This window comes from Brucella sp. NBRC 12950, from assembly GCF_030268145.1.
Lineage (GTDB): Bacteria > Pseudomonadota > Alphaproteobacteria > Rhizobiales > Rhizobiaceae > Brucella.
The window spans coordinates 117,139-130,796 of the sequence record NZ_BSQC01000001.1 but is presented as its reverse complement, the minus strand read 5'-3'; the positions used below and the strand labels follow the sequence as shown (position 1 = coordinate 130,796).

The following is a 13,658-nucleotide window of genomic DNA, read 5'->3' as shown; positions in this document are numbered from 1 at the left end:
GGAATTTCCCGCCCTTTCTTTATGCATCAAATGCTGAGTGATAGGTCACTTTGCCTTTCGGCATTTCACCCTCAATCACAAGGCATTGGAAATACTCAGCCGGAACACCGTCAAGTGTTAGCCTTTCATCGGCTTTAAAACCAAACCGCTGATAATAGCCGGGGTCACCGAGCAGCACGCAACCTTTGGCGCCCACTTCATGCAAGCACGTTAGACCTTGCCGGATGAGCGCACTGCCAATGCCCTCACCCTGCCTGTCCGGCCGCACTGAGACGGGGCCAAGCCCGTACCAGCCACAATCAACACCATTGATGAGAACCGGCGAGAATGCCACATGCCCGACAAGAGCCTCTCCCTCTTCGGCAACCAGCGATAAGGTCAGGGCCGATGCCGAACGAAGAGCGTCGACAATTGCCGCCTCTTTCTGGTTGCTATAGGGCACCGTACGAAAGGCGTCATTCGTCAAATGCCGGATTGAGGAAATATCCTTCAGTTGTTCCTTGCGGATATGCATCATGCACTCCTCATCGATTGTTGGCTTGTGCTCGGACGTTGGTGCGTCCTTTGAGCGAGATGCGATACGCACTTCCCGCACGCGATTCGATCAGCCGTTTTCGTCGCAATTGCTGGAAAACAACCATCGTGCAATCGGAAAGCAGATAGCCTTCACGCGTATAGCATTCGATTTCGCAGATGCGTCCGTCTTCGCGCAGATGGCGAATGTAGCCGCCCTGCGCCAGCACGTGAAGCACGCGCTGTTCAATACGTGAGATATTCATTGTTGTTATGCCTGGATGGAAACCATGACAAGCATCAGCGCACGCGGACAGCCAATACCTGTCCACGGCCAATGCCATTTCCGTCCCTGAACATCTGCGCTCTACTCAAGGCGCAGCAATCGTTCGGAACGATCAGAGGCTTCCTACAATCTCCGGCATCAACAATTCCTTCTGGAGCACACTCGAAAAGTATGCGGCCCACTCATTTGGGGCACAAACAACTGGAGGGCTGAAAAGCCCTCCAGAAGATTATTTAAAAGCGGCGAGGCTTGAAGTCAAATCCTCAGGCTTTTGGCTGGTTGCGAAGCTGTTCAGCTTGCGCATAGAACTTCTTTTCCCACTCATTGTGGTTATCCAGCCCTTCCTTAATGAAGGGCGTGAAGATCGCGAGATTCATCAGTGCCCAGTTCACAAAACGGGCAGGGAATCTCAGCGGCTTCACAAAATCAACGAACAGCACTACGCGCGTATGCTCGGTGTGGTTCCATGCTTCATGCTCATAAGCATCGTCGAAAATCAGAACCTTGCCTTCCTGCCAATGGCAAACCTGCTTATCCACGCGGATCGCAAGCTTATCGGCCGGTTCCGGCACGATCATGCCCATATGCAGACGCAGCACGCCATTATAAGGACCGCGATGCGGTGGCAGATGCTTGCCCGGCTCGAAGATCGAGAACATGGCAGTCGTCAGACCCGGAATATGCTGCACCGCATTCCATGTGTTGGGACAGGCTTTAATGTTCTGCTCCGACTTCACACCAAAGCCCAGCAGGAAGAATGTCTTCCAATGATTATCTGTCGAGATCGTCTTCACGTCGGACGAAATATCCTGAAACGAAGGAAGCTCACTCTGACGCAGCAGAACCTTTTCAAGTTCCTTGCGAATAGCCGGATAGGCCTTCTCAACCTCTGCTGCCCATGGGAACGTGGCATTGTCATAAACAGGCGGATTGCCGAGCTTCGCATATTTCAGATTAAGGCTCTCTGCCCAGGCAACAATCCCCATAAAGAAGCGCGTTACAGCACCCGGACGCTCCATCGGCGCGATACCGCTGGTGCCAAAATTCTGCTTGGGATCTGAGCTGGCATTCTGCGAAGTTGATGTATCAGGATTGGACATGCCAAGACGCTTTCAAAACAAAACTAAAAACATTCGATCATAAGTTAATGAAACTATGGCTGAATTTTGCAAGCCATCAGCCGTTCATTTTATTGCGATCAAGTTTGTCCAGAAGCGCTTCGCGGTCAAGACTAAATCCGGAGTCAATCCATAGAGTTTCGAGATCACGCAATGCTTCACCAAGCCCCGGCCCCTTCTCGACACCAAGCGACAGCAGGTCTCCGCCGGTCACTGGAAAGACCAGCGGTTCATATTTCTCAACCGCATCCAGAAGACGTGAATATCCGCCAGCGCGGATCATCGCTTCATCACTGGCAGCCGCTTCCTGTCGCGCAGACGCATAGGCAAGACGGATACGGTCCGCGACTGCCTGCGAACTGCCGCGATAGATCAGCTTCTTCAATGCCTGTTCAGACGTTTCCAACTTGATGGCATCGGCCCGCGCCCATGCTTCAAGACGAGCGCGCTCTGCGTTCGACATTTTCAGCCGTTTGCCAAGTTCTGTCATACGGGCAGCATCGGGTGGCACAATGCTTTCAAGACGCAAAAGCGCATCTACCTGCCAGTCGAGATCAGCTTCTGCACGAACGAGGCCGTGAATGGCATCAATGCCCCATTTCTCGCTTTCAGGCAGAATGGCGCTCAACACACCCGATTGCCGCATCCAGAGCATCGCACGAGAAGGGTCAGGCGCGGATAGCAGCTTCTTGAGCTCCGACCAGACGCGCTCCGCTGAAAGCTGGTTCAACCCGTCTTTCAAACGAGCGCTCGCCCGCAATCCGTCGGTCTCGGGCCGACCCGAGCCATACCAGGCAAAAAAGCGGAAAAAGCGCAGAATGCGCAGATAATCCTCTCGGATACGTTCTTCAGCATCGCCAATAAAACGCAGCGTCTTAGTTTCAATATCAGCGAGACCGCCGACATAATCGATCACATGGCCGTCAGAAGTCGCATAAAGCGCATTGATTGTGAAATCACGCCGCTCAGCATCCGTCTTCCAGTCGGTGCCAAACGCAACTTTGGCGTGGCGACCGTTGGTCTCAATATCCTTACGCAAAGTCGTGACTTCAAAAGGCTGCCCCTGCACCACAACGGTTATCGTGCCATGCTCAATCCCGGTCGGCACCGGCTTGAAGCCAGCTTCCTTGGCAAGCCGAACCGTTTCTTCCGGCAAATGCGTGGTCGCCAGATCGACATCGCTGACTTTCGTGCCAAGCAGGGTATTGCGAACTGCACCGCCCACCACGCGCACCTCGCCACCATCGCGGTTGAGCGCTGCAAACAGCACCTGCAACGGCTTGGAGCGAAGCCAGTTGGCCCGATCTGAAATATTCACTGTATCGCTCAACGGTAGAGCCTTTCATAAAGTCCGCGAATAATGCCTGCGGTCACGCCCCAGATGAATCGCTCGTGATAAGGCATCGCGTAATAAAAGCGTTCCGTGCCATTGAACAGCCTGCTTTCGCGCCGGTGATTGTCCGGGTTCATTAGGAAGGACAACGGCACTTCAAAAATATCCGCAACCTCATCAGGGTTCGGATGAACATCGAAAGGTGTGTTGACGACCGCCAGAACCGGCGTAATCGAAAAGCCGCTGCCGGTGAGATAACGCGGCAGACTGCCGAGAATTTCGGCGCGTTCCGACACAAGGCCAATCTCTTCATTGGCTTCGCGCAAAGCGGCATTTTCCGCCGTCCCATCCTCCGGGTCGATCGCACCGCCCGGGAAAGCGATCTGACCCGAATGTTTACGCAAAGTGTCCGTGCGACGCGTCAGCAAAAGGGTTGCTTCCGAACCGCGATCAACCACCGGCACGAGCACGGCGGCATCGCGCATCTTCGCCGTCACCATGGCTTGTGTGAAATCCGGATTAAGCGAATGATCGCCGGTCAGATCATCTTGATCAGGCTGCCAGTGGCGAACACGCTCAGCAAAATCACCGGCCGAAAATCGGGTGTTTAGATGCAATGCACGGTCCATCATTTCAGCGAAGCCTCAAGAGCTTCCGCTGGCATGATAGGGAAAACTGTGCCGCCAGAGCGTATTGCAAACATCACAACGCCATTCACTTCGATTTCTTCGCCCAATGCCACAAGATCATACATAACTGAACGCCCAACCAGCGCCTCAAGCCGTCCACGCACGTTGATATAGGGCTTCAACCCACCGCTTTCATCCTCAACGACAAAGCGCAATGGATGCTCGGCGTCGGCGTCAACCACATCGCCAACATTGGTGCGGAAGGTCAATTTCCGATCGTCACCTTCACCTGAAACCTGCATTTCAACGGCTATGAAATGCGCGTCTTCGACACTGATTTCAATCTTCTCCACCGGCGTTACGAGATAGGTTTTACCGTCTTCATCCTTGCGCAACACGGTTGAAAACAAGCGCACCAGCTGTTTACGCCCGATAGGCGTGCCCATGTAAAACCATGTTCCATCGGCCTTGATGTCGATATCAAGCGCGCCACAAAACTCCGGATTCCAGCGCTCTACCGGCGGAATTCCACGTTCTTTCGTAGCCGGTCCGCTTTGCGCGTCCGCATGAGCGCGTGCAATCAGGGCCTCCAGTCCGCCCATTCCTTCAGTGCCCGGCTTTGCGCTTTGCGGCGTTTCATTGCCTTCAGGGGTGCTTTTTGTCATCCGACTCGGTTATCCCTGTCTGAATGTGAATTTAACTCGTAGAGCGCATCCCGAAAAGTGCGAAGCGGTTTTCGGAGCAAGATGCGCGTAAAAACAAATTGATAGAGCATTTCCAATGACTCAATCAAAACAGGAAATGCTCTAAAGCCATGAAATAGTCACCGTTTCACGGCTTGTCAGTATATATAGTGATTTAACCGATCACATGCAGGTGCGGATATTTTTGCGAGGTTCTTATGAGTGTTGTTGTTACGCCCGAAGCCGTCAACCCCGATCAGATCGTCGCCGAAGCTGAACGTGCACTTGCAGATATTGCGCGGATCAAGGAAAGCATCGGCACCGTTATCTTCGGACAGGAAAGCGTTATTGAGCGCACGCTCGTAGCGGTTCTGGCTGGCGGTCATGCTCTGCTTGTCGGCGTACCCGGCCTTGCAAAAACCAAGCTGGTCGAAACATTGGGAACCGTGCTTGGCCTTTCGGGCCAGCGCATCCAGTTCACGCCCGACCTGATGCCATCCGACATCATCGGTTCGGAAGTGATGGAGCAAGATGCCGATGGTCGCCGTTCTTTCCGTTACCTCAAAGGCCCAATCTTCGCACAGCTTCTGATGGCCGACGAAATCAACCGTGCTTCGCCGCGCACGCAGTCAGCCCTTTTGCAGGCCATGCAGGAATACCACGTCACGGTCGCCGGTCAGCGTTATGATCTGCCTGCCCCCTTCCATGTGCTTGCAACACAAAACCCGCTGGAACAGGAAGGCACCTATCCGCTGCCGGAAGCCCAGCTCGACCGCTTCCTCATGCAGATCGATATTCTCTACCCGGAACTCGACGCCGAACGTCGTATCCTTCTGGAAACCACCGGCGTTGCGGAAGCAAAGGCCTATGAAATTCTCGATGCCGAGCGTCTGCGTCAGATGCAGGCGCTGGTGCGCCGTATGCCTGTTTCTGAAAGTGTGGTGGATGCAATTCTCAAGCTGGTTCGTTCGGCACGACCTGACGCTGATAATGAACATGCGAAAAAGCATATTGCATGGGGTCCGGGCCCGCGTGCCAGTCAGGCGCTGATGCTCTGCGCACGTGCGCGCGCACTTTACGAAGGCCGCCTTGCTCCATCCGTTGACGATGTCAAAGCGCTGGCCGAGCCTGTTCTTCAACACCGCATGGCGCTCAATTTCGCAGCGCGCGCCGATGGTATGCATGTCCGTGATGTCATTGCTAATCTGGTGAAGGCAGCAGCCTGATGGCGGTTGGCGCACAGGTTTCAGCTACAGACCGCAAGGATACGCTCGCTCGTGCTCGGGCGCGAGCTGCAAGCATTCCCGATCTGCTGGTAGAGGCCCGGCGCGTCGTCAACACCGTCATGAATGGCTGGCACGGACGGCGCAAACGCGGCCCCGGAGAAAACTTCTGGCAGTTCCGCCCTTATGTTGAAGGCGATGCACTTGCACGCATCGACTGGCGGCGTTCGGCCCGCGACGACCATACCTATGTTCGCGACCGGGAATGGGAATCAGCCCATACGGTCTGGCTGTGGTGCGATTTCTCGCCATCCATGCTCTATCGCTCCAATCTGACGCCGATCTCCAAGGAAGCACGCGCATTGGTCCTGACGCTGGCTATGGCCGAGCTTCTCTCAAGATCAGGCGAACGCATTGCCTTTCCGGCCCTGCTGCCACCTTTCTCCGCCCGCAATGGTGCCGAACGCCTTGCTGGAGCCCTGATGGGTTCAATGATGAATGAAGCATCTGAAAGCGCTCTGCCGGACATCAACCAGATCCGCCGCTTTTCCGAAGTGGTGCTTGTTTCAGACTTTCTGCATCCGTTCGATGAACTGACCGATTTACTCGATCAGCTCGCACGTCGCGGCGTCCGCGCGCATCTTGTTGAAGTGGCAGATCCTGCAGAAGAAACATTCCCCTATGCGGGACGTACAGAGTTTCGCGACCCTGAAACAGGCAGCACCCTTGTTGCCGGTCGCGCAGAAACCTATGCCGAGGACTACCGGCGCTTATACATCGCGCGTCGGGAAACATTGTCTGATTTCTGCAAACGACTTGGCTGGAGCTATACGGTGCATCGTACAGATCGACCAGCGACAGAAGCGCTATCTCGATTGCATAGTTCTTTAAGCGCGTCCTCTCTTAGTGGAGCACGCGCATGAATTTTCTGCCACTCGCCTTTGGATCACCGCTGATCCTCGCAGGCCTTCTCGCTTTGCCGGTTATCTGGTGGCTGCTGCGTATGACGCCACCGCGCCCGCAGGAAGAGAGCTTCCCGCCTTTGCGTATTCTGGCGCAAGTTTTCAAACGCGAGGAAGTGCCGTCAAAAAGCCCCTGGTGGATGACGCTGCTACGCCTGCTGATCGCAGCACTGGTTATTCTGGCTCTGGCATCCCCTGTCTGGAACCCGCGTGCCACCGCGATTGCAGGCGATGAGCCGCTTGCAATCATGATCGATAACGGCTGGGCCTCGGCTGAAGACTGGTCGCAACGTGTGGCTGCTGCGGAAAAACTCATTTCCGATACAGATGAAACCAACACGCAGATTTATATTATCGGCACCGCAGAACCAGCCAATGCTGCAATCGGACCTTATGATCGTACTGGAGCAACCGAACGTTTGCAGGCGTTGCAGGCACGCCCACTTCCTGTGAACCGCAAAGCCGCCACTGAACGCCTCTCTTCAGCCTTGCCTGAAGGCGTAAAAATTCGCCTCGCTTTCCTGAATGACGGCCTTGCCAGCGAGAACGACACCGAAAGCTTCGGCGCGCTCGACAAGACCGGCCATCTGGGTTCGGTCCTCTGGTATAGGGCGAGCCTCGGTCGCACCTTTGCCCTTACCGGCATCGACAACAAAGCCGACAGTCTGGATGCGATTGCAGTCCGTCCGGAAGGGGTACAGGCGCCGCGTTCGTTGACTGCCGCAGCTTATGACGACAAGGGACGCCGCATTGCCGAAGCACCACTTACCTTTGCGCTCGGCAGCGTCGAGGGTTCAGCGCGTTTTAATCTGCCGGTGGAATTACGCAATGATTTCCGCCTGATCCGCGTTGATGGTGTTGAACAGGCAGGCGCAACCCATCTGATCGATGCGGGATCAGAGCGCCGTACCATTGGGCTTCTTGCAAGTGGTGATGGCGATCTCGCCCAGCCACTGCTGTCACCGCTGCATTATATTTCGCGCGCCCTTTCCCCTTACGCAAATCTGGTTGAGCCACGCTCCGCCGACCTCCTGCAATCCGTACCGGAATTGCTCGATGGCAAGCCTTCCCTGCTCATCATGGCCGACATCGGCACGATGCCCCAGCCAGTCATCGAACAGCTTTCAAAATGGGTGGAAGATGGCGGCACGCTTGTGCGTTTTGCGGGTCCACGCCTTGCCGGTGCAAATGACAACGATCCGCTGCTTCCGGTTAAACTGCGCAAAGGCGAACGCGCTTTGGGTGGTACGCTGTCATGGTCTGAGCCGCAGAAACTCCGTACCTTTCCGCAGCAAGGTCCATTTGCTGGACTGACTATTCCCGACGATGTGAATGTCTCGCGACAGGTGCTGGCTGAACCGTCTTTTGATCTGAATGACAAGACCTATGCCGTGCTTCAAGACGGCACTCCGCTTGTAACCGGCGAAAAACGCGGACGCGGCAATATCGTGTTGTTCCATATTTCGCCTGACGCAACATGGTCGACGCTGCCTATTTCCGGCTCATTTGTCGACATGCTTCGCCGCATCGTCTCATTGTCCAACCGCGCAGGCGGACAGGACAATCAGGACGCAGTTTCGCTGCCGCCGTTCCAGCTTCTTTCTGCTTCTGGAGCGCTTGTGCCGCCGACATCGGAGGCCAAGCCTTTGATCGTTGAGAAAAACAAGCAGGCCAGCGTCAGCATCAACACGCCGCCCGGTTTCTACGGCAATGAGGATGGCTTGAAAGCACTCAATATTTTTGATGGCAGCAACATCAAATTGCAGCCAATCGAGCAACCAGCATTTTCCACGGGCGTCACCGAAGCATCCTACACGTCGGATGAGTCGATCTCGCTCGCAGGACCATTTCTTGGCTTCGCAGCTATGCTTTTGGCACTCGATACATTGTTGATGCTCTGGCTGCGCGGTGCCTTCCGTCGTCGCATGAAGACACGGGCCAAGGCTGCAAGCATCGCCCTGCTACTGGCAGGTGGACTGGCATTCAGTTTTGCGCCTGCAACCGTCAATCATGCGCGAGCCCAAGAGCCACAACAAACACACGACGACAGCAAACCCGGCGATGAAGCGATCATCAACTCGGTTTCGCAAACCCACCTTGCCTATATCATCACCGGCAATGCCGAGACCGACGATATCAGCAAGGCAGGTCTGCGTGGCCTTACCTTCGCTCTCAACGACAAAACCGCGCTTGAGCCGGGCGATCCGATTGGCGTTGACCCTGCCAAGGATGAACTGGCTTTCTATCCGTTGATTTACTGGCCGATTGATCCAAATTCAGCCATGCCAAGCGCTGAGGCCATCGCCAAGGTCGATGCCTATATGCAGCAGGGCGGAACAGTTCTTTTCGATACCCGTGACCAGCTTCAGGCGGGCGCAAGCCTTGATGCATCCGCGTCGCCTGCAAATCAGCGGCTAAGGGCGATCCTCGACAACATGAACGTGCCACCTCTGGAACCTGTTCCGGACGATCATGTCCTGACCAAGTCCTTCTTCATCATGCCAGATTTTCCGGGTCGATATGAGGGAAGCCCGCTGTGGGTCGAAGCAACGACACCCAACAATGCCACACAGGATCGCCCCGTTCGCACCGGCGATGGTGTGACACCAATCATGATCACCGCAAATGATTTTGCGGGCGCATGGGCAGTCGATGAACAGGGCAATCCTCTGTTGCCAACCGTTCCGAACGATCCAATGCAGCGCATCTATGCCATCCGTGGCGGTGTCAATATCGTGATGTATATGCTCACCGGCAATTACAAATCCGATCAGGTCCACGTCCCGGCCCTGCTTGAACGGCTGGGGAATTAAAGCATGTTTCGGAAAAGTGAAAACCGGCTTTCCGGTAAAACATATGCGGAAAGGAGATCGGCATGAATGTTGAATTCGAACCGTTCCTCTCTCTGCCGTGGCTCACTGGTATTCTCGTGCCATTGGCGCTTCTCGTTTTGGCGACTACTGCGCTTCGTATGCGTGGCGGTCTTATCCGTCTGGCTGCCGCAGCCGCTCTCGCACTGGCCCTGTTCAATCCGGTCATCATCAATGAAGAGCGTGAACCGTTAAAGAGTGTCGTAGCTGTCGTTGTTGATCGCAGCCAGAGCCAGGAGCTGGGCGAACGCAGCAGCGATACGGATGCCGCACTGAAAGCCGTTCAGGATCAGTTGTCAGCAATGCCGCAGTTTGAAACGCGCGTGGTTGAAGCTGGCAAGCCTGATGACAATGAAGACGGCTATGCAACGCGCCTGTTTGGTCCGCTTGCACGCACGCTTCTCGACGTACCGCCATCGCGTGTAGCTGGCGCGATCATGATCACCGATGGTCAGGTCCATGATATTCCGGCCAATGAGAATGCACTTGGCTTCGATGCACCGGTGCATGGTCTTATCACCGGAAAGCCCGACGAATTCGACCGCCGGATCAAATTCAACAAGGCGCCGCGCTATGGCATCAGCGGCAAGCCGCTGGAAATGTCCTTTACGGTGATGGACGAAGGCAAAAGCCTCGGAAATCCCGCACAGGTTCAGATCAGTGTTAATGGCGAAGTCGTCAGCGAAGAAGAAGCGCAGGTTGGACAGGAAACAACGACCAGCATCAACCTGCCTCGCGCTGGCGTGAATATCGTCGAGATAACAACGCCTACACTTCCGGGCGAAGTAACGGATGCCAATAACCGCGCAGTCGCAACCATTGACGGCATTCGCGAAAACCTGCGTGTGCTTCTGGTTTCCGGCGAGCCCCATAACGGCGAGCGCACATGGCGCAATCTTCTGAAATCCGACGCCGCTGTGGATCTCGTCCATTTCACTATTCTGCGTCCGCCTGAAAAACAGGACGGAACGCCGATCAACGAGCTGTCACTGATTGCCTTTCCGACGCGCGAACTCTTTGTCGACAAGGTCAACGAGTTCGACCTTATCATTCTTGATCGCTATCAGCACCGCGATGTGCTGCCGCTCCTCTATTACGATTATATCGCTCAATATGTGGAGAATGGCGGCGCACTGTTGATTGCAGCTGGTCCGGAGTATGCAGGCGATATGTCGATTGCCCGCACGCCGCTTTATAGCGCGCTGCCAGCCATGCCGACCGGCACAATCACCGAGAAGGCTTTCTATCCGCGACTGACCAACCTTGGCAAACGCCACCCAGTCACGCGCGGGCTTGATGGAGCCGAACAGGAGCCGCCGCATTGGAGCCGCTGGTTCCGCACCATCGATATCGGTCAGCCGCAAGGTGAAACCGTGATGAGCGGTGCCGACAACAAGCCGCTGCTGGTACTCAATCGCGTTGGCAAAGGTCGCGTTGGCATGTTCCTTTCTGATCAGGGCTGGCTTTGGGCGCGTGGCTTTGAAGGTGGAGGCCCATACGCCTCGCTTTATCGCCGCATCGCACACTGGCTGATGCAGGAACCGGAACTGGAAGAAGAAGCACTGACTGCAAGCGGCAACGGCCGCACCCTTTCAATTCGGCGTCAGTCGATGGGCGACAATCCGGGCATTGCCACCGTCACATCACCATCCGGCAAGCAATTGCAGGTTAATCTCGCACAGGGAAAACCTGGCCTGTTCGAGGGTTCGCTGCAAACCGATGAAATCGGCATTTTCCGTGTGAAGAATGGCGATCTGGAAACACTTGCGCATGTCGGCCCTGTCGATGCGCCGGAATTTGCAGACAGCATTTCGACAGCTGATCGCCTGAAGCCACTGGCCGATGCAACGGGTGGCTCAGTTCACCGTGTTCATGAAAGTGCTAATAGTTCAGTTCAGGTGCCAGCAATCACCGCCGTTGCAGCCAATCGTACAGCCGCAGGCAATGACTGGATCGGCCTGCGTGAAACGACGGATACACAACTGAAAAGCGTCAACCGTCTGCCGTTGTTCTCTGGATTGTTTGCGCTCGCCGCCCTGCTCTTTGTCTTCGGCGGCATGTGGTATCGCGAAGGGCGGTAGAGCGCATCCCGAAAAGTGGGAACCGGTTTTCGGAATAAGATGCGCGTTAAAAATGAGATAAAAGCGTGTTGCTTCAATAAGATAAATGCAACACGCTTTCCCCTCTTTTTAACTTTTAAACTCTGCTTGCGTGACGCACTATGCCGGTTGCGCCGTTCAGCGCATTTGGCGCAAGCTCACAGGCGAGCATCCGGCGCGGATCAACTGGCGCTGGCATAATCATCGAACCCGGCTGCACCATCTTGAAGCCAAAAGGCGCATAATAAGGCTCGTCACCTACCAGAACGATCAGCTTGTGACCGGCATTCTGAGCCGCCTCGATCGACATCCGCATCAAGGTGCCACCGATGCCGCGCTTCTTCCATTCCGGCCTTACAGCGAGCGGTCCGAGCAGCAGAGCCGGTTTCTTGCCAACCATAACAGGCGTCTGCCGGACTGATCCGACAACGATGCCCCCCATCAGTGCGACGAAGGACAGGTTCAGATCGTGAGGGCCACCTTCACGAATGAAATGCGCTGCCTTGGTAAAACGGGCAGGACCGAAAGCCTCGGCATTGATGGCTTCGATTTCGATGTCGTGCGCCGGGTTTTCCTGCGCGTATGTCAGTTCAAGCTGCTGCATGGGGCTTTGATCGCAATAGGAGATGTCGGTGACCGTTCGATGGTCAATGGAATGCATACCGCGCATTTTACGCAGTCCAGATTTCATCGTCGGAGGATGAAAAGCATTTCCATTACACGGCTCTCCTGATTGGTCGGAATTATCCAACCGCAATTTGGAAGCTGCGTATCACCAAAATGATCACAGGTAAAACAAAATCTTTCAAAACGGCGGTTCAAATTTAGCTTTTTGGCACCGTTACGCACTGTTCACGCCTTAATAGGCTGTCAAACGGCAGTTTTGCGGCTATTTTCCTTATCAAAAGGAGAAATCACATGGGACTTCTGGTTGACGGCAAATGGCAGGATGTCTGGTATGACACGAAAGCCACCAAAGGCCGTTTCGAGCGCTCGAAATCGCAGTTCAGAAACTGGGTTACAGCAGATGGAAGCGCAGGCCCAACTGGCGAAGGCGGCTTCAAGGCCGAGCACGGCCGCTATCACCTCTATGTCTCCTACGCCTGCCCATGGGCACACCGCACGCTGATATTCCGTGCATTGAAGAAGCTTGAAGATGTAATTTCCGTCTCGGTTGTCGATTATCTCATGGTCGAAGAAGGCTGGACCTTCTACGGCACAACCGGCAGCTCGGGTGACGCTCTCTACGGCTCTAAACGCCTGCATGAGATTTATACCCGCGCCGATCCAACCTATTCCGGTCGCGTGACCGTACCGGTTCTCTGGGACAAGCAGCGCGAGACGATTGTTTCAAATGAGTCATCTGAGATTATCAGAATGCTCAATTCGGCTTTCGATGCGTTCGGCGATGCGTCGCTTGATCTTTATCCGGAGGCCCTGCGCGGCGAGATCGACGCACTCAACGAGTTTGTCTATCCAAACATCAATAATGGGGTTTACCGGGCTGGCTTTGCGACCTCACAGGAAGCCTATGAAGAAGCCTTCGGACAGGTCTTCGCAGCGCTCGATACGCTGGAGGAAAAACTTTCAAAGAGCCGCTATCTGGCAGGCTCCAGCCTGACAGAAGCCGATTGGCGGCTGTTCACCACGCTGTTGCGCTTTGATCCGGTCTATGTCGGGCATTTTAAATGCAACCTGCGGCGCATCGCCGACTATCCGAACCTTTGGAATTACACGAAAGAGCTTTATCAGGTGCCGGGCGTTGCTTCGACCGTCAATATGGAACACATCAAGGGCCATTATTATTGCAGCCACAAGACGATCAACCCAACAGGCATTGTTCCGCTTGGACCGGAAATCGACTTCTCAGCACCACATGACCGGGACCGTCTCAGCAACTGAGCTTTTCCTGCAACAGTCCCATCAGAACATCCTTACTTTC

General features: G+C 55.0%; 12 protein-coding genes. 5 read left to right on the top strand and 7 right to left on the bottom strand.

Annotation, left to right across the window (positions count from 1 at the left end):
• Positions 1-19: 19 nt before the first annotated feature.
• From QSJ70_RS00595 to QSJ70_RS00570, 6 genes are all read right to left on the bottom strand, one after another.
• Complete coding sequence (locus QSJ70_RS00595; protein WP_079212594.1) at positions 20-514, bottom strand: GNAT family N-acetyltransferase; 495 nt, start codon at positions 512-514, stop codon at positions 20-22.
• 10 nt (positions 515-524) lie between these two features.
• On the bottom strand, positions 525-779 hold the full coding sequence (locus QSJ70_RS00590) for a YjhX family toxin (RefSeq protein WP_007876042.1): 255 nt from the start codon (positions 777-779) through the stop codon (positions 525-527).
• Between the two features lie 283 nt (positions 780-1,062).
• On the bottom strand, positions 1,063-1,899 hold the full coding sequence (gene olsC / locus QSJ70_RS00585; RefSeq protein ID WP_215775574.1) for an ornithine lipid ester-linked acyl 2-hydroxylase OlsC: 837 nt from the start codon (positions 1,897-1,899) through the stop codon (positions 1,063-1,065).
• 76 nt (positions 1,900-1,975) lie between these two features.
• Positions 1,976-3,247 carry a CCA tRNA nucleotidyltransferase gene (locus QSJ70_RS00580; RefSeq protein WP_215775575.1) on the bottom strand — a complete coding sequence of 424 codons (1,272 nt, stop codon included), beginning with the start codon at positions 3,245-3,247 and terminating at the stop codon, positions 1,976-1,978.
• Entirely contained in the window at positions 3,244-3,879 is a 636-nt protein-coding gene (locus tag QSJ70_RS00575; RefSeq protein WP_039860001.1) for a CoA pyrophosphatase, read from the bottom strand. Before QSJ70_RS00575 ends, QSJ70_RS00580 begins: the two co-directional genes overlap by 4 nt.
• Positions 3,879-4,544: a DUF1285 domain-containing protein gene (locus tag QSJ70_RS00570; RefSeq protein WP_215775576.1), complete on the bottom strand. Its 666-nt coding sequence runs from the start codon at positions 4,542-4,544 to the stop codon at positions 3,879-3,881. The genes QSJ70_RS00575 and QSJ70_RS00570 overlap by 1 nt, the downstream gene beginning before the upstream one ends.
• A gap of 236 nt (positions 4,545-4,780) precedes the next feature.
• Here QSJ70_RS00570 and QSJ70_RS00565 point away from each other — a divergent pair, with 236 nt between their 5' ends.
• The 4 genes from QSJ70_RS00565 to QSJ70_RS00550 all read left to right on the top strand — a co-directional run bounded on the left by QSJ70_RS00565 (position 4,781) and on the right by QSJ70_RS00550 (position 11,698).
• Positions 4,781-5,788, top strand: coding sequence for an AAA family ATPase (locus QSJ70_RS00565; RefSeq protein WP_007876047.1), 1,008 nt, complete (start codon positions 4,781-4,783; stop codon positions 5,786-5,788).
• Positions 5,788-6,708, top strand: a complete 921-nt coding sequence (locus QSJ70_RS00560; RefSeq protein ID WP_007876049.1) for a DUF58 domain-containing protein — start codon at positions 5,788-5,790, stop codon at positions 6,706-6,708. The genes QSJ70_RS00565 and QSJ70_RS00560 overlap by 1 nt, the downstream gene beginning before the upstream one ends.
• Entirely contained in the window at positions 6,705-9,560 is a 2,856-nt protein-coding gene (locus QSJ70_RS00555; RefSeq protein WP_215775577.1) for a DUF4159 domain-containing protein, read from the top strand. Before QSJ70_RS00560 ends, QSJ70_RS00555 begins: the two co-directional genes overlap by 4 nt.
• 62 nt (positions 9,561-9,622) lie before the next feature.
• On the top strand, positions 9,623-11,698 hold the full coding sequence (locus QSJ70_RS00550) for a hypothetical protein (RefSeq protein WP_285534452.1): 2,076 nt from the start codon (positions 9,623-9,625) through the stop codon (positions 11,696-11,698).
• 115 nt (positions 11,699-11,813) lie between these two features.
• Here QSJ70_RS00550 and QSJ70_RS00545 read toward each other — a convergent pair whose 3' ends face one another.
• Complete coding sequence (locus QSJ70_RS00545) at positions 11,814-12,320, bottom strand: GNAT family N-acetyltransferase (protein ID WP_285534717.1); 507 nt, start codon at positions 12,318-12,320, stop codon at positions 11,814-11,816.
• Positions 12,321-12,634: 314 nt separating this feature from the next.
• Between QSJ70_RS00545 and QSJ70_RS00540 the strand changes: the two genes are divergently transcribed.
• Positions 12,635-13,618 (top strand): glutathione S-transferase family protein, encoded by a 984-nt coding sequence (locus tag QSJ70_RS00540; RefSeq protein ID WP_285534451.1) that lies wholly within the window; start codon positions 12,635-12,637, stop codon positions 13,616-13,618.
• Positions 13,619-13,658: the final 40 nt, after the last annotated feature.

Coding starts and splice junctions, on each gene's coding strand:
- QSJ70_RS00595 (WP_079212594.1), bottom strand. CDS start 514: ATGCATATCCGCAAGGAACAACTGAAGGATATTTCCTCAATCCGGCAT.
- QSJ70_RS00590 (WP_007876042.1), bottom strand. CDS start 779: ATGAATATCTCACGTATTGAACAGCGCGTGCTTCACGTGCTGGCGCAG.
- olsC (WP_215775574.1), bottom strand. CDS start 1,899: ATGTCCAATCCTGATACATCAACTTCGCAGAATGCCAGCTCAGATCCC.
- QSJ70_RS00575 (WP_039860001.1), bottom strand. CDS start 3,879: ATGGACCGTGCATTGCATCTAAACACCCGATTTTCGGCCGGTGATTTT.
- QSJ70_RS00570 (WP_215775576.1), bottom strand. CDS start 4,544: ATGACAAAAAGCACCCCTGAAGGCAATGAAACGCCGCAAAGCGCAAAG.
- QSJ70_RS00565 (WP_007876047.1), top strand. CDS start 4,781: ATGAGTGTTGTTGTTACGCCCGAAGCCGTCAACCCCGATCAGATCGTC.
- QSJ70_RS00560 (WP_007876049.1), top strand. CDS start 5,788: ATGGCGGTTGGCGCACAGGTTTCAGCTACAGACCGCAAGGATACGCTC.
- QSJ70_RS00555 (WP_215775577.1), top strand. CDS start 6,705: ATGAATTTTCTGCCACTCGCCTTTGGATCACCGCTGATCCTCGCAGGC.
- QSJ70_RS00550 (WP_285534452.1), top strand. CDS start 9,623: ATGAATGTTGAATTCGAACCGTTCCTCTCTCTGCCGTGGCTCACTGGT.
- QSJ70_RS00545 (WP_285534717.1), bottom strand. CDS start 12,320: ATGCAGCAGCTTGAACTGACATACGCGCAGGAAAACCCGGCGCACGAC.
- QSJ70_RS00540 (WP_285534451.1), top strand. CDS start 12,635: ATGGGACTTCTGGTTGACGGCAAATGGCAGGATGTCTGGTATGACACG.